Source organism: Corynebacterium sp. HMSC064E08, assembly GCF_001811805.1.
Classification (GTDB): Bacteria; Actinomycetota; Actinomycetes; order Mycobacteriales; family Mycobacteriaceae; genus Corynebacterium; species Corynebacterium jeikeium_D.
Map to the genome: position 1 here is coordinate 289,104 of NZ_KV806700.1, position 24,838 is coordinate 313,941.

Consider the following 24,838-nt stretch of genomic DNA (forward strand, 5'->3'; position numbering starts at 1 on the left):
GTATCTAAGTCATGTCTGCCTACATTGAAGATGATGTTCTTGCCTATCGACTTGCCGTGGGCGCCAGTGAAATTCTCAAGGGTGTCCGCAACGTAGGCCTGCTGCGTGGCCGCATTCTGGGAGATGCCGGCGACGCACTGGCACAGGAGTGGATTGCCCGCGTACTGGAGCAGCACCGTCCGGACGACGGACTGCTGTCGGAGGAAGCCGCGGATAACCGTGAGCGCCTGGACTCAAAGCGGGTGTGGATTATTGACCCACTCGATGGCACGCGTGAGTTCGCTTCGGGCCGCCAGGACTGGGCAGTTCATGTCGCTCTGGTAGAGGACGGTCAGCCGACCCACGCTGCTGTTGGTCTGCCGGATCACGGCCAGGTTTTCCACACGGGTGAGGCCAAGGCTGTCCAGGGGCCGCGTGCGGGCAAGATTGTCGTATCGCGTACTCGCCCACCGGCTGTGGCGAAGTACGTCGCTGACAAGCTGGGCATGGAGCTGGTAGAGATGGGCTCCGCTGGTGCGAAGGCAATGCACGTACTGCTCGGTGACTACGACGCCTACATCCACGACGGTGGTCAGTACGAGTGGGATTCGGCAGCGCCGGTTGGTGTCGCTAAGTCCGCCGGTTTGCATGTCAGCCGCCTAGACGGCTCCGCGCCGACCTACAATAATGTCGATACTTTCCTGCCGGATATGCTGTTCTGCCGACCGGACCTGTCGGAGGAGATTCTGGCACTGGTAAAGGAATTCAAGGATCAAGAGCAGAAGTAGGTAAGCTAGGGCGGCTATGACCGACTCCACTGACATCACGACACAGGCTCATCAGGGCATTAAGACTCCGTACGAGGATTTGCTGCGCGAAATTCTCGCTGACGGAGCAGCTAAATCAGACCGCACTGGCACGGGCACTCGCTCAGTGTTCGGCCGCCAGCTGCGCTTTGATCTGAGCGAGGGCTTCCCACTGATCACCACTAAGAAGGTGCACCTGAAGTCCATCGTGTACGAGCTGCTGTGGTTCCTCCGCGGCGATTCAAACGTCCGGTGGCTCCAGGATCATGGGGTGACTATTTGGGATGAGTGGGCAGACGACAACGGCGACCTCGGCCCAGTCTATGGCGTACAGTGGCGCTCCTGGCCCACTCCAGATGGGCACCACATCGACCAGATTGCACAGGCGCTGGAGGCTTTGAAGTCCAACCCGGATAGCCGCCGCAACATCGTCAGCGCCTGGAATGTCTCCGAGATTTCCAATATGGCGCTGCCGCCGTGCCATCTGCTGTTCCAGTTCTACGTCGCGGATGGCAAGCTCAGCTGCCAGCTCTACCAGCGCAGCGCGGACATGTTCCTAGGCGTGCCATTTAACATCGCTTCCTATGCACTGTTGACGCACATGATGGCGCAGCAGGCGGGCTTGGATGTTGGTGAGTTCATCTGGACCGGTGGTGATTGCCACATCTACGACAACCACATTGAACAGTGCGAACTGCAGGTTTCCCGTGAGCCACGCCCCTACCCCACGCTGAAGCTTCGGAAGGCCGACAGCATTTTCGACTACGCTTACGAGGACATTGAGGTCATCGGCTACGACCCGCATCCTCTGATTCGCGGTCAGGTGGCTGTCTAAGTCAGCGAAAGGTGAGTGTCGACATGAACGAGTCCACCGCTTCCACCAGCGCAAGGCCCCCATTTGTAGGGATGATTTGGGCGCAGTCTCGGGCCGGCATTATCGGCGACGGTGCGACTATGCCCTGGCATCTGCCTGAAGATCTTCAGCATTTCAAAACAACGACGATGGGCGCACCGGTCATCATGGGGCGTCGCACGTGGGACTCGCTGAATCCCAAGTTCCGACCACTCCCCGGTCGTCGAAACATCGTCCTTTCACGCTCCGTGTCCGATTTCCCCGGCGCCGAGTCCGCAACCAGCCTCGAAGCCGCGCTCGCAGCCGTCGCCGACGCGCCCGCGGCTTGGATTATCGGAGGCGGGCGTGTCTATCGCGATGCACTTTCGCTTGCCGACGAATGCGTGGTCACCGACATTGATACTGATGTCAGCGTCCCGGTACCAGTCATGGCTCCCGACCTCTACGACTGGGTTCGCGTCGAGGATGGCCCGTGGCAGACGTCAACGACCGGCCTACGCTACCGCTTCTGCACGTGGCGGCGTCTAGAGGATTAGCGCTTGGAAGCCTGTCCAGCAAAGCTCTGAGGCGTGACTACTGCCCGGCGAAAGTATTGCGCAATGGAATATCGGCCTTGGTCCGCGCGTTGACCTAAGTATGACTGATGTGAAGACTCCACAGACCACCGAACACGTGACCATTTACGCTGCAGCCTGGTGTCCTTTCTGCCAGAACCTTATTGCTGGCCTGAAGGAAAACGGCACTCCGTTTGAGGCCTGGGATGTCGAAAAGCACGACGACCTTTCGAAGTGGGTTGAGTCCGTCAATGATGGCAACCGCGTTGTTCCGACCGTGCTGTACTCCGATGGTGTGCACGCCACGAATCCGTCGGTTGAGGAAGTCACCGCTAAGTACGCTGAACTCTCCGGCAAGTAGTTAAAAGCTAAGTAATTAAAAAGCCGAACCCCACTTTCGGGTTCGGCTTTTTACGTTCACGCGCGACCGGTCATGCTGCCAGTCGCGATACCAGCATTAGTCCAGATCGTCGTGTGCCATCAGCTGACGAGCAGCCTCAGTAATCGAGCCAGACAGTGACGGGTAGACAGAGAAGGAGCTTGCCAGGTCATCGACGGTGAGCTGGTTGGAAACACATACCGCAATTGGCAGAATCAGCTCCGAGGCGGTGGGAGCGACCACCACACCACCGATAATCATGCCGGAGTTCTTACGGCAGAACAGCTTGACAAAACCGTGGCGCAGCGAGCGCATCTTCGCACGCGGGTTACCTGCCAGTGGGAAAACCTCAACGCGAGCGGAGACCTCACCGGACTCAATCTGAGCCTGGGAAACACCGACAGTCGCAATCTCCGGGCGGGTGAACACTGCCGATGAAACAGTGCGCAGGCGAATCGGAGATACGCCTTCACCGAGGGCGTGGTACATCGCAATACGGCCCTGCATAGCTGCAACGGAAGCCAGCGGGAACAAGTCAGTGCAGTCACCGGCAGCGTAGATACCCGGCACGTTGGTACGGGAAACACGGTCAACGTGAATATGGCCAGACGGAGTCAGTTTTACGCCGCTGGCTTCCAGTCCCATATCCGCGGTGTTCGGAATCGAACCGACGGTCATCAACGCGTGGGAACCGAAGACCTCACGGCCGTCGGAAGTGACGACGCGAACGCCGCCGTCCTCCGTGCGTTCGACAAGATCACAGCGGGCGTTCTTAACAACGTCCACACCGCGCTCCAGTAGGACTTCCTCTAGGGCATCTGCAGCGTCGGCATCCTCGTGCGGCAGGATGCGATCACGCGAGGCGACCATGGTGACCTTCACACCCAGCTCGGTGAACGAGGATACGAACTCAGCACCAGTCACACCGGAACCGACCACAATGAGGTGCTCCGGCAGCTCCTCCAGTTCGTAGACCTGACGCCAGGTCAGAATACGGTCACCATCAGGAATCGCACCCGGCAGAATGCGCGGGGACGCACCGGTGCTGACCAGCACCAGGTCGGCTTCAAGAGTGACCTCGCCGCCCTCGAGCAAGTCAACGGTGACGTAGTGAGTTACACGGCCCGGGTCGTGGTCATCGAGACGACCACGGCCCTGCAGCATCTTGATGCCCTCACGCTCCATCTGCGCGCGAACATCGTCGGACTGCTGCTGTGCCAGGCGCTTAACGCGCTCGTTGACCGCAGTGAAGTCGATTTTGCGCTGGGAGAAGTCCGGACGCAGACCCATCTCGTCCGCACGGCGCATATCGGTACGAACGCCCGTCGCCGCGATGAAGGCCTTAGAGGGAACGCAATCCCACAGGACGGAAGAACCGCCCATCCCGGCATCCTCAACCACAGTGACTTCAGCACCGTACTTGGCACCAACCAGCGCTGCTTCGTAGCCGGCTGGGCCGCCGCCAATGATTACGATCCTCTGTGCCACAAATCCTCCAAAGTTGCCGTGGATATCACACTGTAATTACCGCGGGAGGCATTTTCCCCGCTTTGCCCCCATAGTCTAACGGACAGTCATGGTTGACTGCGCGCCGTCCTCGTAGCGAGCAACAATGCCAGCGAAGAGTTTCACACCAACGCCCAGGCAACGCTCGTCCACGATTAGGTCATCTCGGTGCAAATCGTGCTTGTCTCCGCGACCGGACCAGCAGCCCAAGCGGGCCATCGCGCCCGGGACGTGCTCGAGATACCAACCGAAATCCTCGCCACCGGACGACTGTGGGGCCTGAATGACAGCATTCTCGTCCACTCGTCGCACTGCTTCCGCAATCAGGGCGGTGCAGTATTCGTCGTTAAGCACAGGCGGCACGCCACGCTCGTAATTGATGGTGCACTCGGCGCCGGTCGGAGCGAGGACTTGTTCAATGAGTTCGCGGACCAGTGGATCGATGTCGCGCCAGGTCTTGATGTCCGCGGTGCGCAGGGTGCCGCTGACGCTGCCTTCCGACGGAATCGCGTTGTGCGCATACCCGGAGTGCACGGAACCGAACGTGAGCACGGTGCCGGTGCGCGGGTCGACGCGTCGCGACAGTAATCCGGGCAAATCGACAATCAATTTGCCCAGTGCATAGACAACATCGGCTGTCATCTGCGGACGGGAGGTATGCCCGCCCGGGCCATGCACCTGAATCTCCAGCGTGTCGGCCGCAGAGGTGATGGCACCTGTTCGAACGCCGACGTGACCTACGCGCAGCTTCGGCTCACAATGGACGGCAAAAATACGCTCAACGCCATTGAGCGCACCGGCAGCGATAACCTCGGGTGCACCGCCAACCATGACCTCCTCGGCGGGTTGGAAAATGAAACGCAGCGGCGTCGGCAACGTGTGCTTTTCGTGGTACTCAGCCATAGCCAGTGCCGTCGCGAGCGTGATCGCGGTGTGGAAATCATGCCCGCAGGCATGCATGACACCGTCATTGGTGCTGGCAAACTCCAGCCCCGTGCTCTCTGTAATTGGAAGCGCGTCGATATCACCGCGGAAAGCGAGACGTCCCGGGAGTTCACCTCCGGCTTCGCTACCGGCGAGTTCGTCTTCACCAATGTCGACCATCAGGCCGGTGTTGGGAAACAGCACTGGTTTCAGCCCTGCAGCACGCAGCTTCTCCTCCACAAAAGCCGTGGTGGCGTGCTCCATGTGAGATAGCTCTGGGTGCGCATGAAGATGCCGCCGCCACTCAAGAATCTCGTTCGCGTGCTCGGCCCACCAGTGCTTAATAAACTCCTCAATCACAACTCTCCAGTGTAAGCGCTCCACCGGCAGGACGTAACAAGAGGCCTACCGACGACTGCGCCAGCGACAGCAGTGGCCGGCAAGCGTTTGAATATCAGCGCCAGACGTACACATGACCAGGAGCCACTTCTTTAACTTTAGCCTCTTCAATTATCAGATGTTTCACATTTTGAGGAAGTCTGCGATGATAATAGGCATGTCCGGCAATGGCACACCTAAGTCTCTCAGCATCCCCATCATCATCGTGGCCACCGCACTCGTGGTCGTCATCGGCATCGCCATTGGCCTGTCGCTGAACAATAGTGATGAGCCCCAGCGCCCGGAGGTTCCCTCCTCCTCGCAGCCGACGTCATCCAGTTCGACACCGCCGTCCTCGACGAGTTCGACTTCTACAAGCAAGACGACCACCACGACGACAACTACGTCGAAGTCCTCCGAGACGTCGTCAAGCACGTCAAGCACGTCAAGCACGTCGACATCGTCCTCGTCGTCGACGCCAAGCACCACGTCTTCGTCATCCACGACGACGAGCTCCGAGCCGACATCAGCTCCGGAGGGACAAGACTTCGGCACTGGACGCTCCGACCTGGACGGCCTGGGCTTCGTGGGCAGCTCCGCACGCTGCGACAACGGTGACCGCGCCTTTGCTGTTATCGCCGCTGAACAGGGAATTAAGGCTGCTGCTTGTGAGACGCGCTCCGGCGAGAAGTACTACCGCTCCGATACACCACAGGGGTCCGGATCGATGGACATCATCGTCGATGAGGGCGACCGCGTTGTTGCACAAAACGGCTCGTACAAGTACCAGATGTCCCCCGACGGAGTTCTTGTGACCAAAGACAACGAGGTCGTCAAAAAATACGCCGCAGAAGCCTGGGGCACTGCCTAAGAGATCAACTTAAAGATCAATGTTGCGGGGACCGTAGAGGCGGTCGCCCGCATCTCCCAGCCCCGGCACGATGTAGGCATCCTCGTTAAGATCCGGGTCCACCACAGTAGTGACAAGACGCACCGGGAGACCGGACTCCTTCAAGGCATCGACACCCTGCTGTGCGGAAATGATGCACACGGCCGTGATGTTGTCCGCGCCGCGATCCACCAACAGCTTCAGGGCATGTAGCAGTGAACCGCCGGTTGCCAGCATTGGGTCGACCAGGAAGACAGTGCGCCCGGACAGATCCTCCGGCAGCGCCTCGAGGTACGGCACCGGCTCATGGGTTTCCTCATTACGAGCCAAGCCGATAAAGCCCACCTGCGCATCCGGAATCATCGACAGCGACGGATCGATCATGCCAAGCCCCGCACGAATGACGGGAACAATAATCGGCGGATCCTGCAAACGGTAACCTGGCGCGGTGGTGATTGGGGTCTGAACATCGAAGTTATCGACGGGCAGCTCCCGGCTTGCCTCGTAAATCAGCATTGCGCCCAGATCGGCGAGTGCCGCACGGAAGCCCGCATTATCAGTGCGCGCGTCGCGCAGAATGGTCAAACGTGACTGTGCCAAGGGATGGTTGACAACGGTAATCTCCATGCCTTCCAAAATACATTGCTTTGCTTTTGCTGCTCTGGTGCCGGCAAAAGCAAATTTCTGAAAACGCGTTCCCCAAAAAAATATGGAACCGAATCGGCCTTTTTCGCGCCTAACAATACGAGGGCTTTTTACTGCGCCCCATTTGCGTAAGCCCGCTTACTACCAAACCACTTGCCGCTCAGCCGCCGTCCGAACCCCGCTAGCCGTTCAGCCACAGCACTGAGTGTTGAACCACACGCGAATTTCCTAGAGAGGCCGTCAACATTGTCCCGTCCATCACCACACAGTTCCCACAGCCAATCGTTTCTCTCTCCGGCCACTAGCGGGAATGACTCAGTCTTTACGCTGGTGCCAGAGCTTATTTCTGCCGATGCCACGCGCCTTGACGCGTTGTCGCAGCAGGTCAGCGGCGCTGACTTGGGTATCAGCGCACTGCTCTCGCTTGGCGACGTCCCGTTTGCTGGGCCCTTCTGTCACGCTGCAGCCACTGCTCTACAGCACCAACACGAGCATGTAGCTGAGCTGAATGAGTACGGCACCAGCGCTGCTCGTGCACTGAACGCTCTTGTCTCTGCGGTGTCCACTGCTGAAGATGCCGGCGCATATGCGCTGCAGTCCATCTCACCGAAAATGGGAGCCGTTGCAACTCGCGGAATGGGCGGTGCATGATGCTTCCCACCAATCTACTTACGGAGGTCCCCACCGCGATTGCACAACAGCTAAGTCCTGCCATCGCACCCGCACTGGCAGGACTTGCAGGGGCCGCAATACCCGCCGCGAGTACCGCCTGGCGCTCAGTGGCAGATTCCGTTGACCGCAACTGGGGCGATGGCGCTGGTTCCGGAGCAGGGGCCGCGGGAACAAGTCTCAAACGGGCTGCAAATGCGGCAGCCGACTTGGAAACTCGCGCCGGAACCATTGACAGTGACATTGCCAAGGGGCTGGCCGCAGTAATGTCAGCGGCCACTGATTTGGCCCGGATTGCCATGGATTTTGTCACTTCCGCCATGGGCTCGTTGACTGCGACAGCTGCGGGGCCCGCTGGTCTCGCCGCGACCGGCGCCAGCCTAGCCTCAGCGGCCAGTTCCGCGATCTCCCAGGCCATTGCGCGGCTCATGAAACTAGAGCAAGAACTGCGACCTCTGGTGCAGTCGCTGATACAGCAAGCGAGTACCGCGGTAGACACCCCTACCCCACCTCACTCGGCACAGTTGGAGTCCCCAGGTACCACTCAAGCCGCCCTCGCTTCTACGTCGACGAACACCCCAGGACCGGCTAGCGCTACCGACGCTGCAGATGGTTCGGAGGCGTCGTCCGATTCGGGCAGCGCGCCGGTACCTGCGGATGCTGGAGCCGGCGCGCCCACACCAGAGGCCCAAGCTGCGGTGAAGGCTGCACTCAGTGCCGTCGGAACGCCCTATGGTTGGGGCGGAAATACTCCGGGGCAGGCGCTCGATTGTTCAGGCTTAACGCACTGGGCCTACGGGCAAGCTGGTGTTGATATTCCCCGCACGGCAGAAGCACAGGCCGTCGGCAGACAGGTGAGACAGGATGAACTGCTACCTGGCGATCTTGCAGTGTGGGACGGCCATGTCGCCATGGTTATCGGTGACGGAAAGATGGTCGAAGCGGGCGATCCGGTGCAGGTAAACCCCGTGCGTACGACCAACATCGGCATGCCGTTTAAGGGGTTCTACCGTCCGACCGGATAGTGCGGTGGGTATCTGCGTCGTAAAACTTCTAAGATAGGAATACGCAAACTTGCCACCCGTGGGGGCGCTGCAGGTATGACAATTTTTGAGTTTTAATAATCACCAACAAGCAGAAGGGCTGCGACGAAAACTATGGCCAGGAAAGGCATCGTTCCTATCGAACTCGAGCTGACCTCGGGCACCTTTTACACGTTGTGGGCTCCAAGCTGGCGTGAGGGTGGCTCCGAGTGGCAGGCTCTGCTCGGCCGCGGTGATGACATCTATTTGTTCTCATCGGCGGCAAAGCTCCTGGCTTTCCTACAGTCGGATGCCCCTCACGACTTCACGCAGCACCCCAGCTGGCGAAACTTCAACCAGCAGCTACCGGGAGCGGCCATCGCGGCGCCACGCCACCGCTATGACCTGATTGGGCTGCCAGAGATTCTGGCCGGCCGGGCCGACTACGACCATGTTTCGCGCGCAGATCGCATTCTTGCCATCACTCGCTCGATTGGTGCAATCGCGGATCTCACTCCGATCAACCAGATGTTCGCCTCTCACTCTGTCCTGGCTGCCACACAAAATGGTGCTGATCACTTCCAGGGCAGTGGCGCCGCTCAGTGGTCGGCTATCGGCAATGTCATCTTGACCAACTGGGACAATTGCATTGACGCTATCGACGCCATCGGCGCAAATACTCCGAGCATCGATGAAGAGTCTGAAACCGCTGCTGCAGCCGCATTAAAGGAAGCGGAGGCCGCGGAGCGTGAGCGTCGTGAAGCGGCGGAGAAGAAGCGCGAAGAGGAAAAGAAGTCCGCAGAGGAGACCGCCGGCGATCCGTACGATCAGACGGTGTGGGCCAACGCTGGCATCGACCCGATCAAGATCTCCATCGCTGGCCGCACGCTCTACACCTTGCGTTGTTACATGGGACGTCGCCCGCTATTCCTGGGCAGCGCCGGTGAGATTCACACGTTCTCACAGCCCCGCACGATGGTGCGTTGGCTGCTGGAGCACAAGCATCACGACATGTCGGCGCTGACGACGTGGGATGAAATCATCACCGCGGCCAACGCAGGTGAACTGGAGGCCGTAGTGCACGAGGACAATGAGTACTCGTTTACCGGTCTGGCCGAGGACATTGAAAAGGGCCCGAACGCCGTGGACACCGCCCAGCTCGCCCGCGCGTACGAGCTACTCGCAGACGCCGCTGACTGGGCTGGAGATGATGCCGTGAACGAGGTACTGGCGGGCAACCAGCAGCTGCAGTGGCTGCTGAACTTCCTGCTGGACACCGGAGAAATGTCCGAGCCAGTTCCGCCTTACGACGATGAGGCCGAGGGCTGGAGGCAGCTGGAGAAGGACTTGGCCGCTCGGTTCACGACCAAGATCTAGCTCCTCCCAGCAAAGCTGGCCGGCGCTGGCTAGTCCAGCGTCAGGTTCAGCTCATCTTCGGCACCGAAACCCGCACCGTTGACATCAGTTTCGATGTCCTCGTCGCTGTTGTCGATAAGCTGCAGGTAAGCGGGGTAAATAATGGTGTCCATGATGTGCTCGCGGGTCGGCAGATCCACGAATGCATTGTTTAGCGCATTCGAGGTCAGTTCGAACAGCTCGCTGTAGCCGTAACCGAAGTTCTCCACCAACTCCATGCACTCCCGGGTCATGGAAGTCGCACCAATCAGACGGTTATCCGTGTTGACCGTGCAGGCGAAACTCATATCGTCGAGAAGCGAGAACGGGTGATCCGCAACGCTGTCACAGACACCAGTCTGAACGTTGGAGGTCGGGCAGATTTCCAGCGGAATCTGGCGGTCACGAATAGCGGAGGCAACCTCCTGGCATTCGATGCCCTCGAGGGAAGCACCGAAGTCCTCGTAGATGCGCACGCCGTGACCCAGGCGGCGAGCACCTTGCACGACAGCGTCCTGCAACGAATCCACACCGGCGTCTTCACCTGCGTGAATGGTGACCGGAATGAGGTTTTCCCGCAGCATGGTGAATGCTTCGGCATGGTTAGCCGGTGGGAAGCCGTTTTCCGGTCCAGCGATGTCAAAACCGACAACGTACCCGTCGGAGTTCTTCCCGTAGTTGTCGATGACCAGCTGTGCGACTTCCTTGGAATTGTCATTCTGGCGCATCGCACAGACCAGCAGACGTGCGGTGATGTGCTTTCCCTCAGCGGCGGCATGGGCTTCACCCTGCGCCAGGCCTTCGACCAGTGCGTCGATGACAGCCTGCATATCCAGGCCCTTTTCCAAATGGTTTTCCGGAGCCAGGCGCAGCTCAGCGTAGACGACGTTGTCGGCGGCCAGATCCTCGACGGCCTCACGCGCCACGCGCGTCAGCGACTCAGCGGTCTGCATGACGGCGCAGGTGTGCGCGAAGGCGGTCAGGTAGCTCGGCAACGAGCCAGAGTTGCCGGTGTCAATGAACCACTTCTCCAGTTCATCCACGTCGGTGGTGGGCAACTGATCGGTGTAACCGCAGTCCGCGGCCAGGTCGATAACGGTCTGCGGGCGCAGGCCGCCATCGAGGTGATCGTGAAGCAGTACCTTGGGCAGGCTGGCGACAACCTTGCGCATCTCATCGAGATTCGATGCCGAAGACTGTGTGTCCAGAGACTGAGCATCACTGTGCAAAGAATTAGTCATAATGGCCAGACTATCGGTACTGTGCCCTCCGCTTCTACTTCACTGCCGGTGAATCGTAATTCTGCTTTGTACAAAGGCTTCCGCTCCCCCGTTTTCCCCCATCCACACACGACGAATACGTCATTTCGGGTGACGTTTTACTACCCTTATTTCATCATGTTTCCCTCTCGCCGCTTCTCATCTGCCGTTACGCTGCTAGCTACCAGCGCTCTGCTTCTGCCGAGCACCGCCCCCGCAGCCATGGCGCAGAGCACCTCGCTTACCGACGACGCCCCGATTGTCGGTCCCGCACCTGATATCCGTGACACGGAGGGCTGCCCCTACAAGACCCTTCCACCAGCACCAGTGGATTCCTCCGAGGTTCCGGCTCCCGGCGAAACATCTCCCGCTCCACTTCCGGTTCCTCAAAAGCCGGCTGGAGGTAGCAAGATGTCCGCCTGCGGCATTGTCAGCGGTGAGGGGTTTGACGTTCCGAAGGACCTCTCCGCCTCTGCATGGACGGTGTTCGATTTGAAATCCGGCGATGTCCTTGCGGCGAAGGACCCGCACGGCCGCTACCGTCCGGCATCGATTATTAAGGTGCTGCTGGCGATGGAGGCAATCGAGAATTTGAAGCTCGACACCCCAGTCAAGGCGACCTTCGAGGACGCGAACATGGAGGGCTCTCGTGTCGGCATCGTCGAGGACGTGAACTACTCGGTAGAAACGCTCCTGACTGGTCTGTTGCTTAACTCCGGCAACGACACCGGCCACGCCTTGGCCCGCGAACTTGGTGGCATGGATAAGACCACAGAGAAGGTCAATGCCCTGGCAAAGAAGTTGGGGGCGACGGATACGCGAGTGGTCAACCCGACTGGTCTCGATGCTCCGGGACAGATGACGTCGGCATACGACATGTCACTGTTCTTCCAGCACGCATTCAACAATGAGACCTATCGCAAGCTCTCGGCCACCCGCCTGGCCACCATCCCCGGAGACAAGGCTCTCGAGGTCGATGACTTCGAAATCGCCAACGACAATCAGCTGATTGCCCAGGACTACCCCGGCGCCCTTGGAGGCAAGACTGGTTTTACCGACGATACCCGTCACACCTTCGCTGGGGTGGCTGAGCGCGATGGCCGTCGTCTCGGCGTCATCGTTCTCGACGCCACTGTGGAGGATTCACCGCGCCCCTGGGAGCAGGCAGCATCGCTTCTCGACGCCGGCTTCGCGGCCCCGCAGGACAGCTCTGTCGGTGTCCTCGAAGCGGAAGCGACTGAGAATACGTTGGTAGAAAAATTGCCCGATATCCTGGACGACGAGTCAACAGGAACCGGGCTGAAAATTACTGTCAGCGCTGCCATCGTAGGTGTCATCGCATTGATTGCGATGGTCACCTACCGCTTCGGCAGACGCGATCGCGGCTAATTATTTCGAACCGAGCAGGCGGTTCAATCCGGACGGGTTGGCCGCTTCCGCACGGACGTTAATGACAGCAGGAGCAGGCGCATCCAGCTCCTCGTCGGCAAGCGCTTCTTCGGTCGTCGCGGTCCAGGCAGTGGCGTACATAGTGATGCGCCAGATGAGGTAGAAGACGACCATCAAACCGATGACCGGACCGAAAACTGCACCGGCCGGGTTCGACAGGGCGTTGGAGAAGAAAACGCTACCGAGCTGCTTGACAACCTCAAGGCCAATCGCACCGATAATCGCGCCCTTTGCCGCAGAGCGGAACGGGGCACCCCCGCGTGGCAGGAAAGCGAGCATCCAGAAGAACAGCAGCCAGTTGGCGACGAGACCAATGGCGATGGCAATCAATCCTGCGATTATTGTGATTCCCGGGACATGGGCCAGACCAATCTTGTCCAGCAGGGACTGTGTCAGTCCGGAAGAGCCGGCCGCGGTGACAGCGAAGGTCAGCAGGATCATAACCAGCATGCCCAGCAGACGCAGCAGGTCGCGAACCTTTCCCATCACGAAGTTGCTAGCGCCTAGCGGGCGCTTCCACAGCTGTGTCACTGCGTTGGAGAGGTTGCTCATCCAACTAAGACCCGACCACAGGGTGGCGATGAAACCGACGGTGAAAACGCCACCGGCCTGATCGATCGCACCTTCAATAATTGCGTTGATGGTGTCGCCCATCGACCCATCGATGGAGTCTGTGATAGCGGACTGAATTTGCTCGAGCAGTTGCTCATTACCACGCAACACAAGCGCGAGGATGGCAAATGCCGTCATGATAAGGGGGAAAATCGACAGCACGGAGAAGTACGTGACAGCGGCGGCAAAAAAGTTGCCACCCTGCTCAGAGTAGCGCTCCTGCATCCGCATAATGTGATCGAACCACGTCCACTTTTCGCGGAGGCGGTCGATTGCGCTCGGTTCATCGGCGTGTACACGCTCGATGCCATAGCGGTCCGTTCTCTTCGGATCTTTTTGAGTAGAGGTTGCCATGTCCTCTACCTTAACGTGCCAGCTTTCGGTACGGAGACTGAAGCGCAGAGTCTACAGCTGGATTAACGGTTGGCAGCCTTCAGGAACCCGACGCGCTCGTACACATCTGCAAGTGTCTTGGCGGCAACTTCACGGGCACGGTCAGCGCCTTCGGCCAGGATTCGTTCCAACTCACCGCGATCAGCCATGAGCTCCTCATAGCGAGCACGCAGTGGCGTGGTGAATGCTTCCAGCGCATCTGCGGTATCAGCCTTCAGCTGGCCGTAGCCTGCGCCTTCGTAGCCGGCAACGAGCTCGTCGACAGGCTTGTCGGTCAACGCCGACTGAATGACCAGCAGGTTGGATACGCCCGGCTTGTTCTCACGGTCGAAACGAATTTCGCCATCGTTGTCGGTAACGGCCGAGCGAATGCGCTTGGCAGAGACCTTTGGGTCGTCCAACAGATTAATAATGCCCTTCGGGTTTGCACCCGACTTGCTCATCTTCGAGGTCGGACCCTGCAAGTCATAAATCTTGGCGGAGCCTTCCATGATGTGCGGATCCGGCACAACGAACGTTTTCTTGTAGCGGGAGTTGAAGCGCTGCGCCAGGTTACGCGTCAGCTCGAGGTGCTGGCGTTGGTCCTCGCCCACCGGCACCAGCTGTGGGCGGTAGAGCAGAATGTCGGCGGCCATCAGCATCGGGTACGCAAACAAACCAGCGGAGGTGTGTTCCGCGCCCTGACGAGAGGACTTGTCCTTAAACTGCGTCATACGGCTGGCTTCACCAAAGCCAGTCAAGCAGGTCAGCACCCATCCGAGCTCCGCGTGCTCGGGCACATGCGACTGCACGAACAGCACCGACTTCTCCGGATCAATACCAAGTGCAATCAGCTGTGCGGCACCTGCGATAGTGCGCTGACGCAGCTCCTTCGGATTCTGCTCGACAGTGATGGCGTGCAGGTCTGGAATGAAGTAGTAAGCGTCGAAGTCATCCTGCAGATTAATCCAGTTCTTCAATGCTCCCAGGTAGTTGCCCAGGTGGTAGGAATCTGCGGTCGGCTGAATGCCGGACAGAACGCGCTGCTTACGAGCACTCGGTGCAGGATTAGTTGCTTCAGGACCCTTGCTTTCACTCATAGCCAATAAGTTTAGCGCGAGGCCCGCAGTTGAGAGTCGACGACGTACCCGTTTCGACAACACCACGGGCTTTTGCAGGAAACCGACTGCCAAAAGCTAGCCCCGACGCCCCTCGTCCCCCTGCTCCACAAGCATTCGATCGGATAGCAATTTGACGGTGCGCGCCGCAGCGGCTGGCGATTCCTCGGGGTACAGTGCGCGCACCAACGTGATCGCTGGGCGAATGCCGTGTTCAGAGAGAACACGGCGAACACGCTCACGCTCCCCCTGGGTCAACTCGAGCGGGGCTACGGGTGGCCTGCGGGTGTAGGACACGACCATCACGACTCCCAGCAGAACAATGAGTCCGAGGGAAATCCACAGTGGCCACGCGTAGGCAAAAGACAGCACGATAAACGCAACAATGACACCGGAAGTCACGACCACTGGGACATTGACAGCAGTGCCAGGATCGTTCTGCAGACTCCGCGCGATGGCTTCCAAATCGGCCATCTGGTGCCGCTTGTTATCGCTCTCGCCGTTTTTCACTGGGGATGTCCTCTCCTTTCCTGGTCCGCACCGAGCTCGCTTTAGGTCCCCGTGCAAATTCGCACCTGGGGGCTTTACAGCGGCTGAAGTCCCATCAGTCCTTCTTCAAATCTTAGGCGCTCGCGTCCCAAGTGCCGAACTAACCCACAGGTATTATTGGACTAATTCAATTCTCTTATCCGTCAGGAGTCCCATGCTCGCTGCCATTGCGGTTGCCGTCTTCATCCTGCTGGTCCCAGGCGCAGTTCTCGGTTGGGCCAGTGGGCTACGTCCCACGCTCGCGTTGGCATCTGCCGGCCCATTAATGCTGGGTGTGACCGGTTTTTCCGCATGGTTGTCTCACGCGCTCGGGCTGGATTACACCTGGCTCTTCGTGGCCGGCATGTGGGCATGGTTCTGTGCTATTGGCTATCTGGTGCGCAGATTCGTCCCCCGAGCAACGCCCGAAGACGGCTTCGATTCCGGCGTTGTCACCGCGATGATTGTCGTCGGAGTTACGGTAGTCGGCTCGATGCGCGCCATGCTCGTGCTTAACGACGTCCCTGGCGGCCCCGGCGCTATCCGCGAAGCCTGGGACATGCTCTGGCATACCAACTTCCTCCGGTTCATTGACGAGCATGCAATAGCCTCGCCCACCGCGGCCGGTGACCTGATGAATCAGGAGACCGGGGCCGAAATGTTCTACCCCACCGGCTGGCATGCCATGGCGGGGCTGCTGCCCGGCTCGGTCTTCCTCGATTCCAACGTGTTTGCGTTCTTGGCCCCGGCGCTGCTTGTTCCCGCAGCAACTGCGGTGCTAGCCCGCACCGCAGTTGGTCCTAAGTGGGCGGCCTATGCCGGTCCCGCAGCTGCCGTCGCGACGCTGATGCTTCCGGAGATTTGGGTGGCCCTTTGGCGCACCTCCTCCATGCCGTATCTGCTCGCGGTGGCCGCTTTGCCGATTGCTGCGGCTTTGACCATGCGGGGCTATATTGTCCCCGCTGCGCTTGCCCTGGTCGGCACGTTTATCACCCACCCGGCCGGCGCAATTGCTGCCGTGCTCTTTGTTGGCTTGTGGTTGATTACCCAACCGAGCGTCAGTGGCCTAGTTCGCACGCTAATTATCGGCGCGCTCGCCCTGGTGATGACTCTCCCGGCAGCTTTGTCCGCGAGGGGGCAAGGCGAATCCGTTGCGGGCTTTACCGGCCAAATTGAGATTTCCCGCTCCGAATCACTGTGGCGAACTCTGATTGGGTTTTCCCGCTATGCTGACGAGCCCATCTTTTCCCGGACTGTTCTGGTTCTTGTGCTCATCGGCCTGGTGGTGGCGCTTGTCTCTCGCCTGCCAGACAGCCCATGGGCGCCGTGGCCGGCACTGGTTTTCGGGCTGCTCTTTGTGGTGTCCGATAGTGCGCAGTCCCGTTGGTCTGAGCCGTTCGGCACCTATCTGAAGTTTATTGGCACTTTCTTCTACGACATGCCGTACCGCATGCAGGCGGTTATGGGAATTCTGCGCGCAGTGCTGGTCGGCTACGCAGTCGCGGCTGCCGTTGTCGGGATTGTGGCTGCGGCGCAGTGGATCGTCGCAAAGCGAGATCAGCCGACCAAGTCGTGGAATCCTGCGCTGGCGATGGGGCTCGTAGCGGCACTGGCGATTGTGCCTGCGACCTGGGCGAGTGGGCCTGCTCAGCGCGAGGCAATTCGCCAGAGTTTCGGAAGCACGTTTGTGACCGCTGCGGACATGGAAGCTATTGATTGGCTGTCCGCACAGCCGCATGCGTTTGAGGGGCATATTCTCAATGACCGTCGTGACGGTTCTGCGTGGATGTATGCCATCGCCGGACTGCCGACCCTGTTCCGCCATTTCTCCTTCTCCGACAAAACTGCCGAGGCGAGCAACAAGCTGCCGATAAACGTTGACCTGCTGGGCTCACATCCAGAGTTCGATGCCATGGCGAAGAAATTGGGAGTGCACTACATCATTAGTTCCCCGCCGGGTGTGAACACGGATGGCACGGAGGCGCTGTCGATGCGTTCCTGGGCATGGCACGCGCCGGGGCTCACGCCTGTGTATCACGACAGTTCGGTGATGATTTTCGCGGTCAACAAGATGTTTTCACCTGAAGAGTTGCACGCTGTTGTCAACAGTTCCCCACACCGCCCGGCGCGCCCCAATCCGCTGTGGATGCCTCCGCGCCAGCCGATCGTCCCCTCCCCTGACGAGGCTGTCGATCCGCTCGCCGGCGCGCACATCACCGTCGACTCTCGCCGCGAGGCCATCGAGGCTATCAACGCCGACCTGCCTCGCGCGCTGCGTTTGAGTGGGGATACTTCCGCTCACATCGACAGCATCGTGCAACGCGCCAGCGACAAGCTCCGTCAGCGCGGCGCAATCGTTGGCGCACATTCGCTTGCCGACGACACGGCGAGCGCAGCCACCGTAATCGTCGGTCGCTCATCAGAGGGCCAGACTCTTTCTGGGGATAACATCGGCGATCGTGGCTTTTCGGTATCCGCTGTGGTGAAGTCTCTCGAACCTGAGGACGATGCTCCTGCCGATTGGCAGTTGGCGGCGGGTGTGCGCGACGGAATGGTGTACCGAGGTTTCAATCCGCACAGCAGTTACAGCACAAACGGGGTGCCAACCGAGTTTCGCACCGGCCTGGCGCCGGCAGTGGCGGTGAACCAGAGTTCGCGGCCACATGCGCCGACAATTGCGCTATCGCTGGGAGCGGTGGGCGCTGAAAAACTCACCCGCGATTTGGCCGACCCCGCTATGCAGGACAAATGGGCCGACGCCATCGTTGACGGCATCGCCTCCATGTTGCGGCAGAACCGGCATCTCGTAACTGCTCCCGAGCCTGAGATAATCCCAGAGTTCGCTGACGTCGGAGCACACTAGTCCGCTCGGGGTTAGGCGTATGCCGGGTTTAGGCGTACTCCACGATCACCGGCGCGTGGTCCGTCCAGCGAAGGTCGTAGGCGGCAGGCTTATCCACTACCGAGCTGACGGCACGCTTGAGCATTGGTTCGGTTACCGCCTGGTAGTCGATCCGCCAGCCGGCATCGGTATCGAACGCCTTACCGCGGTAGGTCCACCAGGACCAGGGACCGTCGGCCTCTGGGTGCAGACGGCGAGTGACATCAAACCACACCGGATCTGCATTGAGCTTCGGGGCCTCCCACACAGAACCATCGGAGAAGGCACCGGATTCCAGCTCCTTGTCGCTGGCCTGTACCTGCGAATCCTGGGGAACCTCATCGGGCCAGCAGCCGAAGACCGAGTCCATCCAGGCACGCTCCTGCGGTAGGAAACCGCTCTTGCGGCGGTTGGTCTTCCAGTTCTTCAAATCCTGTTCGCGGTGGCAGATGTTCCAGTCGCCGCCGATGACTGCGTGGTGACCGTCGCGCCCCTTGGCACCCAGTTCGGCCAGGTAGTCGGAGAAGGCATCGAGGAAGCGGTACTTCTCATCCTGCTTCTCGCTCAGGGCGGCACCAGAGGGCAGGTAGAGGCTGGCAATCTGGACATCCACATCCAGGCCGGTGTCCGCTGCCGGGGCAACACCACTGATAAACCGACCGGATTCTTCGAACTCCTCGGAGCCGATGCCCACCTGGACGTCGTTAAGCGGAAAGCACGAGAGAATGCCCACGCCGGCGCGCCCCTTGGCACCCAGGTTTTCAGCACCGACCCAATGCCATCCGGCATCGAAAGCGGGCGCGAGGGCCTTGCGTGCCTGGTCGTCGGTGGCGCGGACTTCCTGCAGCAAAACGACATCGGAACTGGTGTGCTTCAGCCACTCCAGCAATCCCAGATTGGTTTCGCTGCGCTCCTTGACGGCGGCGCGGATGCCGTTGACATTGATTGTCGCGATTGTAAGGCTCATGCCCTCATACGTTACCTATGCGTGCACTACGCCTTGAAGACCCCTAGCGCAGTTCGATGCGCTCGGCCTTCTTCGCCTGTGAGCGGCGGTAAAGAACAATGGTCGGCAGAGCGATGAAGATAGCCAACATCGCCAACGTCGCGCCGCCCAAAGCCGGTGCGCGGTAGCCATAACCGGACGCAATGACCCAACCACCGAGCGCCGCTCCGAATGCGTTGGCCATGTTCAATGCGGCCTGGTTGAGTGCTGCCGCCAGCGTCTGTGCGCGACCGGCGACATCCATCAGACGGGTCTGCAGATTAGGCACCAATACCGATCCCAGCAGACCGATAAGGAGGAAGTTGATCGTGCCCAGCACAGCATTCTGTGAGGTGAAGTAGAAGACGCTGAGCATGATTACCATCAGCACCAGCGCAACCATGATGCCCCACTCCCCGATGCGGTCGGAGAGCCAGCCACCGATGTAAGTACCGACAACCATGCCGATGCCGTAGGCCATCAGCACAATCCAGATGTGGTTTTCGCTCATGCCCGCTTCGCGAGTCATAGTCCAGGTGATGTAGGTGTAAACCGCGAACATGCCGCCGAAACCAACGGTGCCAATCGCGACGGTCAGCAGCACCTGCGGTGTCACCAGAGCCGAGAGCTCATCCATCGGACGTGTCTTCGGCATGCGGTTCATATGCGGCACGGCGAACCACAGCGAAACAAATGCGATCAGCCCGATGACCGCGACAAACGCGAAGGCGCTGCGCCAACCGTAAATCTGTCCCAGCACCTGCGCGGCCGGCACACCAATCACAGTCGCCACCGACAACCCCACGCCCGACAGAGCCACCATCTTGCCGCGCTGTCCCGGCTTAGCCAGGGAGGCCGCCACCAGCGCCGCCACCGAGAAATACGCGCCGTGCGGCAGACCGGCAATGAAGCGCGAGACCATGACCGCTTCGAAAGAGCCCAGTGTGCCTGCCCAAACCGTGGCACCATTGCCGATGGTAAATGCCGCCATCAGCAGCAGGAGCATGCGCCTGCGCGGAATCGAGCCGGTCAGCACGGTAATTAGGGGTGCGCCCACGACAACACCGAGTGCGTACATCGAAATCATGCGCCCTGCGGCATCCTCATCACGTCCGAAGGCATCAGCGATGTAAGGCAGCAGGCCCATGGCCACAAACTCGGTAACGCCGATGCCGAATGCACCGACCGACAGAGCCACAATCACCAAGATTCGGCGTAGATCAGAGATGTCGTCCTGCACCGGAACAGGACGGCGATGCGAGCTAAACGCTCCCGCACGACGCGCACGCGGTTTGTGGTCGTCGTTGTGGGTTGTTACTTCGCTTGACGACGTCATTGCGACCGTCTCCTTTTCTCTTCTTACGCCAGTTGGTGGACTCTCAGTTCCCCTCGACTTTCGACCCAAGACGGGCTCGCAAAACCGTGAGGGGAGCCGCAAGGGAAAAATGAGACTCTACTCCGCAACACAAAAATTTCGCTATTTAATCCGCCTGTTCCCCGGGTATTTGTGCGCGGAATAACATCTGCGGCCATTAGTGGAAGTCGCTCACTCAAGTTCTTCCCAATGCATTTTGTAATCGGCATTGTTTGCCGAGGACTACGAATTCCCTTCGAGCGCCACGGACTTCCTACCATCGAGCGCTCCGGGTCTTCGATGCTGCCGTAATAGCTACCAGGTAAATTGTTTTAAAAGATATTTCGAACTGCAATACCGATAGGATCTTGATCCACTATGGGCGACCGCTATAACCTCTACGAGTCTCTGACGCTGGATAGCGCAGCCAGCACCGAAGAGCTCCATGCAAATCTTTCTAATCAACTCTCCGAACTGCGAGATGCTGGCGTCTCGGAGTACTCCGGCGAGTTCCAGGAGAAGCTCACTGCGCTGCAAGTGCTTGGCGATGAGGGACGTCGTCGCGAATACGACGCTTTGCTGGCCGATGAGAACGCCACCATCACCATTGCGACGCTGCGCGGGCTGGCAAATCGCCCGGTACCCACTGCGCAGGAATCCTCGTTCCAGACACAAGCCCAGCAAGCCCAGTCGCAGCCGTCATCGGCACAGCAGAATCAACAAGCACAGTGGTCCGCCCCAACTCAAAACGGACCTGCGACGGTAACCACCACGGTGACCACGGATGTACCGCCACTGCCGGCAAACGCCACACTGCAGAACATGTGGCAGCGCATGCCGCTCATTCCCCGAATTACTACCGGCCTGGTCGGTTTTTCAACCTTGATTGGCATCATCACAGTTCTGTACGCAATCAAGCTCAGCATCCAGGGCGCCAACAATCTCGGCAGCCTAGAGTCATCGTTGGGTGATTCTTGGGAGGGTATTGGCTACATGATGGGCGCTGCAGCCGCCCTCGTTCTCGTTCCAATCCTTTTACTGCTGGGAATGATGCTTGTCACCTTGACCGCATACTGGATTCACTCCATTCTCCGCGGCGAAGACTCAACGGCACCAATCTTTTTCTGCGTCACCGTGGCACCACTGGCGTTGACTATGACCATCATCCCCCTCCTGTTCTTGAGCTCCTGGGTGGATGTAGTCCTCTTCCTCGCAGGTGCCATGCTGATCGCGGCTTGCGTTCTTATGTTCCTCAAGGACATGCGCGCATGGTTCCGTGGCCAGAAACTGGTCAGGACTACCCAGTCGGCTCCGGGGCAGGGCTATGCTCCGCAGTACCCCCAGTCTCAGAACACTCAGGGCTACCAGTTCGGCCAGAACAATCCTCCGAACAATACGCAGAACTAACTAGGCTGCTCTGAACAACCGCGCCGGCGTGCACGACACCCCAGCGCGGTTTTTCGTATTTGAAGGGTTTGAGCGCGGGGGCCGTCGTAAAGCGAAAAATGGAATGAAGAGCGGCGAATAAGCGACAAATAATTGCGCATTTCGTGACTTGCCTCACATAATTGCGTTATTCATATCACTATCACTGTTTTTGCGCTATGCCCCGACACAACCCAAGATTCAAAACTGGGTTATCGTGGAACAAAACAGATAGGAGACATGAATTATGGCGACAATTATTTGGACCCGTACTGACGAAGCCCCTCTGCTGGCGAGCTACTCGCTGAAGCCAATCGTGGAGGCATTTGCAAGCCAGGCTGGTGTCAATGTTGAAACCCGCGACATCTCCCTCGCAGGCCGCATTCTGGCTCAGTTCCCGGAGCGTCTTTCGGACGAGCAGAAGGTAGAGGATGCGCTGGCAGCCCTGGGCAAGCTGGTCAAGGAGCCGGACGCCAACATCATCAAGCTGCCGAATATCTCTGCATCCGTCCCGCAGATTAAGCGCGCTGTCGCAGAGCTGCAGGAAAAGGGCTATGACATTCCGAAGTACAAGTCGCAGCCGGAAGGCGAGGAAGAGACCGCCGACCGCGCCAAGTTCGACAAGGTCAAGGGCTCTGCCGTTAACCCGGTACTGCGTGAGGGCAACTCCGACCGCCGCGCTCCGGAGCCGGTGAAGAACTACGCCCGCAAGCACCCGCACCGCATGGGCGCTTGGTCCGCAGACTCCAAGACCAACGTCGCCACCATGGCCTCCAACGACTTCCGTCACAATGAGAAGTCGGTTGTCATGCCGGAAGACGACAAGCTGACTTACCAGCTCGAGGCTAACGACGGCCAGATCATCACCCTGAAGAAGGAAATGCCGGTCCTCAAGGGCGAGATTATTGACGGCACGGGCATGAACGTCCACATCCTGGACAACTTCCTGCGCGCTCAGATTCGCCGCGCACAGCGCGAGAACATCCTGTTCTCCGTCCACTTGAAGGCCACCATGATGAAGGTCTCCGACCCGCTAATCTTCGGCGAGGTTGTCAAGGCCTTCCTGCCATCTGTTTTCCCGAAGTTCGAGTCCAAGCTGGCTGCCGCCAACCTGACTCCGGACAACGGCCTGGGCGCCATGCTCGATGGCCTACACAAGCTTGACGACGCTACTGCGGCGGCCGTCAAGTCCGCTATCGAGAAGGACCTGAAGGAAGGTCCGGCCCTTTACATGGTCAACTCCGATAAGGGCATCACCAACCTCCACGTTCCGTCTGACGTCATCGTTGACGCTTCCATGCCGGCCCTGATCCGCAACGGCGGCAAGGGCTGGGGCCCGGACGGTGAGGAGCGCGACACCCTCGCAGTCATCCCGGACTCTTCCTACGCAGGCGTCTACCAGGCTGTTATCGAGGACTGCCGCGCCAATGGCGCTTTCGACCCGGCCACCATGGGCTCTGTCCCGAACGTCGGCCTGATGGCTCAGAAGGCTGAGGAGTACGGCTCCCACGACAAGACTTTCCAGATTCCGGTTGACGGTGTCCTGCAGGTCATCAACTCCGCTGGCGAGGTTCTGATTGAGCACCACGTCGCCGAGGGTGACATCTGGCGCTCCTGCCAGACCAAGGACGCCCCAATCCGCGACTGGGTGAAGCTGGCCGTTAACCGCGCTCGTATCACTGGCGACCCTGCAGTGTTCTGGCTGGACCCGCAGCGTGCGCACGACAACAACCTGATCAGCAAGGTCAACGAGTACCTGGCAGACCACGACACCGAGGGTCTGGATATCCGCATCATGGATCCGGTGTCCGCTACCAAGTTCTCCCTCGAGCGCATCCGCCGCGGCGAGAACACCATTTCCGTAACCGGTAACGTTCTGCGTGACTACCTCACCGACCTGTTCCCAATCATGGAGCTGGGCACCTCCGCCAAGATGCTGTCGGTCGTGCCGCTGATGGCCGGGGGCGGCCTGTTCGAGACCGGCGCAGGCGGTTCCGCACCGAAGCACGTCCAGCAGGTTCAGGAAGAAAACCACCTGCGCTGGGACTCCCTGGGTGAGTTCCTGGCACTGGCCGAGTCCCTGCGCTACGCCGCTGAGCATGACGACGACCCACGTCCACGCGTCCTGGCTGAGGCCCTGGATAAGGCAACCGCTACCCTACTCGACGAGGGCAAGTCGCCGTCCCGCAAGGCTGGCGAAATCGACAACCGCGGCTCCCACTTCTACCTGGCTCTCTACTGGGCACAGGAGCTGGCCAAGCAGGACGAGAACTCCGAGCTGAAGGAAGCTTTCGCCCCGGTTGCTAAGGCTCTCACGGAGAAGGAAGAGTCCATCGCCAAGACCCTGATTGATGCTCAGGGTTCCCCAGCTGATCTGGGTGGCTACTTCCTGCCGGACGATGAGAAGACCTCCGCAGTTATGCGTCCGTCCGCTGAGTTCAACGAGATCATCGACGGCCTGAAGAAGTAGGACTAGCTGCTTGCTCCTGGCTGGCCTAGTTGGCCCAGGCTGGCCTAGGCCGACCGCCGGTTTCGGGCGATAGCCCCTCGCTCATGTTGCATTTGATGCACATGGCGCGAGGGGCTTTTTCTATGCCCTGACTTCCTTAACGGTCTTGACAGTATCCAGTGCTTTTCGGCGCTTTACGGTACCCTTCGCCCATACTCAGTCCCCTGTTTGGCTCACCTCGACACTCGGCACCGCAGTGCCTCACCCCATGAGTTACTGACTACCTTTATGACACTTTTGTCCAAAAAATTGCCTTCAAACTGTCATAAAGGTAGTCACTAACTCCTTCGGCAAACCGCCACCCGTCGAACACCACTCGCCACGCACCACCCACGCCCCCCCCCCCA

The 24,838-nt window shown here is 59.4% G+C and carries 21 protein-coding genes; 12 read left to right on the top strand and 9 right to left on the bottom strand.

Going from position 1 to position 24,838, the window contains the following annotated elements:
* The first annotated feature begins 11 nt into the window (after positions 1-11).
* The 4 genes from HMPREF2820_RS06895 to HMPREF2820_RS06910 all read left to right on the top strand — a co-directional run bounded on the left by HMPREF2820_RS06895 (position 12) and on the right by HMPREF2820_RS06910 (position 2,553).
* A complete protein-coding gene (locus tag HMPREF2820_RS06895) occupies positions 12-767 on the top strand; it encodes a 3'(2'),5'-bisphosphate nucleotidase CysQ (RefSeq protein ID WP_070603494.1) in 756 nt (251 codons plus the stop codon).
* A gap of 16 nt (positions 768-783) precedes the next feature.
* Entirely contained in the window at positions 784-1,620 is an 837-nt protein-coding gene (locus HMPREF2820_RS06900) for a thymidylate synthase (protein WP_069359434.1), read from the top strand.
* 23 nt (positions 1,621-1,643) lie between these two features.
* A complete protein-coding gene (locus HMPREF2820_RS06905; protein WP_070603496.1) occupies positions 1,644-2,174 on the top strand; it encodes a dihydrofolate reductase in 531 nt (176 codons plus the stop codon).
* Between the two features lie 100 nt (positions 2,175-2,274).
* Positions 2,275-2,553, top strand: a complete 279-nt coding sequence (locus HMPREF2820_RS06910) for a mycoredoxin (protein WP_070603498.1) — start codon at positions 2,275-2,277, stop codon at positions 2,551-2,553.
* Positions 2,554-2,649: 96 nt separating this feature from the next.
* Here HMPREF2820_RS06910 and HMPREF2820_RS06915 read toward each other — a convergent pair whose 3' ends face one another.
* Together HMPREF2820_RS06915 and HMPREF2820_RS06920 are read right to left on the bottom strand one after the other, a co-directional pair.
* Positions 2,650-4,059, bottom strand: coding sequence for an NAD(P)H-quinone dehydrogenase (locus tag HMPREF2820_RS06915; protein WP_016422155.1), 1,410 nt, complete (start codon positions 4,057-4,059; stop codon positions 2,650-2,652).
* Between the two features lie 75 nt (positions 4,060-4,134).
* On the bottom strand, positions 4,135-5,361 hold the full coding sequence (locus HMPREF2820_RS06920) for a M20 family metallopeptidase (protein WP_016422154.1): 1,227 nt from the start codon (positions 5,359-5,361) through the stop codon (positions 4,135-4,137).
* 196 nt (positions 5,362-5,557) lie between these two features.
* Here HMPREF2820_RS06920 and HMPREF2820_RS10830 point away from each other — a divergent pair, with 196 nt between their 5' ends.
* Entirely contained in the window at positions 5,558-6,250 is a 693-nt protein-coding gene (locus tag HMPREF2820_RS10830) for a hypothetical protein (protein WP_141751987.1), read from the top strand.
* Positions 6,251-6,259: 9 nt separating this feature from the next.
* Here HMPREF2820_RS10830 and upp read toward each other — a convergent pair whose 3' ends face one another.
* A complete protein-coding gene (gene upp, locus HMPREF2820_RS06935; protein WP_005509916.1) occupies positions 6,260-6,895 on the bottom strand; it encodes a uracil phosphoribosyltransferase in 636 nt (211 codons plus the stop codon).
* Positions 6,896-7,243: 348 nt separating this feature from the next.
* On the opposite strand from upp, the gene HMPREF2820_RS06940 reads away from it, so the two are divergent.
* From HMPREF2820_RS06940 to HMPREF2820_RS06950, 3 genes are all read left to right on the top strand, one after another.
* A complete protein-coding gene (locus tag HMPREF2820_RS06940; protein ID WP_016422151.1) occupies positions 7,244-7,564 on the top strand; it encodes a hypothetical protein in 321 nt (106 codons plus the stop codon).
* Complete coding sequence (locus tag HMPREF2820_RS06945) at positions 7,561-8,607, top strand: C40 family peptidase (protein WP_246822236.1); 1,047 nt, start codon at positions 7,561-7,563, stop codon at positions 8,605-8,607. The genes HMPREF2820_RS06940 and HMPREF2820_RS06945 overlap by 4 nt, the downstream gene beginning before the upstream one ends.
* Positions 8,608-8,739: 132 nt before the next feature.
* Positions 8,740-9,981 carry a hypothetical protein gene (locus HMPREF2820_RS06950; protein WP_016422149.1) on the top strand — a complete coding sequence of 414 codons (1,242 nt, stop codon included), beginning with the start codon at positions 8,740-8,742 and terminating at the stop codon, positions 9,979-9,981.
* Positions 9,982-10,010: 29 nt separating this feature from the next.
* Here the strand turns inward: HMPREF2820_RS06950 and HMPREF2820_RS06955 are convergent, their stop codons facing one another.
* Entirely contained in the window at positions 10,011-11,240 is a 1,230-nt protein-coding gene (locus HMPREF2820_RS06955) for an adenosine deaminase (protein ID WP_016422148.1), read from the bottom strand.
* Positions 11,241-11,396: 156 nt separating this feature from the next.
* Here HMPREF2820_RS06955 and HMPREF2820_RS06960 point away from each other — a divergent pair, with 156 nt between their 5' ends.
* A complete protein-coding gene (locus HMPREF2820_RS06960; protein ID WP_210398708.1) occupies positions 11,397-12,647 on the top strand; it encodes a D-alanyl-D-alanine carboxypeptidase family protein in 1,251 nt (416 codons plus the stop codon).
* On the opposite strand, the gene HMPREF2820_RS06965 is transcribed toward HMPREF2820_RS06960, so the two are convergent.
* The 3 genes from HMPREF2820_RS06965 to HMPREF2820_RS06975 all read right to left on the bottom strand — a co-directional run bounded on the left by HMPREF2820_RS06965 (position 12,648) and on the right by HMPREF2820_RS06975 (position 15,319).
* Positions 12,648-13,673, bottom strand: coding sequence for a YhjD/YihY/BrkB family envelope integrity protein (locus HMPREF2820_RS06965; protein WP_049182310.1), 1,026 nt, complete (start codon positions 13,671-13,673; stop codon positions 12,648-12,650).
* Positions 13,674-13,735: 62 nt separating this feature from the next.
* Positions 13,736-14,791 carry a tryptophan--tRNA ligase gene (gene trpS / locus HMPREF2820_RS06970; RefSeq protein ID WP_038627786.1) on the bottom strand — a complete coding sequence of 352 codons (1,056 nt, stop codon included), beginning with the start codon at positions 14,789-14,791 and terminating at the stop codon, positions 13,736-13,738.
* Between the two features lie 96 nt (positions 14,792-14,887).
* Positions 14,888-15,319: a hypothetical protein gene (locus HMPREF2820_RS06975; RefSeq protein ID WP_070603502.1), complete on the bottom strand. Its 432-nt coding sequence runs from the start codon at positions 15,317-15,319 to the stop codon at positions 14,888-14,890.
* 193 nt (positions 15,320-15,512) lie between these two features.
* On the opposite strand from HMPREF2820_RS06975, the gene HMPREF2820_RS06980 reads away from it, so the two are divergent.
* Entirely contained in the window at positions 15,513-18,200 is a 2,688-nt protein-coding gene (locus HMPREF2820_RS06980) for a DUF6541 family protein (protein ID WP_070603503.1), read from the top strand.
* 28 nt (positions 18,201-18,228) lie between these two features.
* Here the strand turns inward: HMPREF2820_RS06980 and HMPREF2820_RS06985 are convergent, their stop codons facing one another.
* Both HMPREF2820_RS06985 and HMPREF2820_RS06990 read right to left on the bottom strand, forming a co-directional pair.
* Positions 18,229-19,185 (bottom strand): exodeoxyribonuclease III, encoded by a 957-nt coding sequence (locus HMPREF2820_RS06985; protein WP_070603504.1) that lies wholly within the window; start codon positions 19,183-19,185, stop codon positions 18,229-18,231.
* A 43-nt stretch (positions 19,186-19,228) separates the two neighbouring features.
* Positions 19,229-20,539: an MFS transporter gene (locus HMPREF2820_RS06990; protein WP_016422141.1), complete on the bottom strand. Its 1,311-nt coding sequence runs from the start codon at positions 20,537-20,539 to the stop codon at positions 19,229-19,231.
* A gap of 396 nt (positions 20,540-20,935) precedes the next feature.
* Here HMPREF2820_RS06990 and HMPREF2820_RS06995 point away from each other — a divergent pair, with 396 nt between their 5' ends.
* Positions 20,936-21,964 (top strand): molecular chaperone DnaJ, encoded by a 1,029-nt coding sequence (locus HMPREF2820_RS06995; RefSeq protein ID WP_070603505.1) that lies wholly within the window; start codon positions 20,936-20,938, stop codon positions 21,962-21,964.
* A 265-nt stretch (positions 21,965-22,229) separates the two neighbouring features.
* Positions 22,230-24,452 carry an NADP-dependent isocitrate dehydrogenase gene (locus tag HMPREF2820_RS07000; RefSeq protein ID WP_070603506.1) on the top strand — a complete coding sequence of 741 codons (2,223 nt, stop codon included), beginning with the start codon at positions 22,230-22,232 and terminating at the stop codon, positions 24,450-24,452.
* Positions 24,453-24,838: the final 386 nt, after the last annotated feature.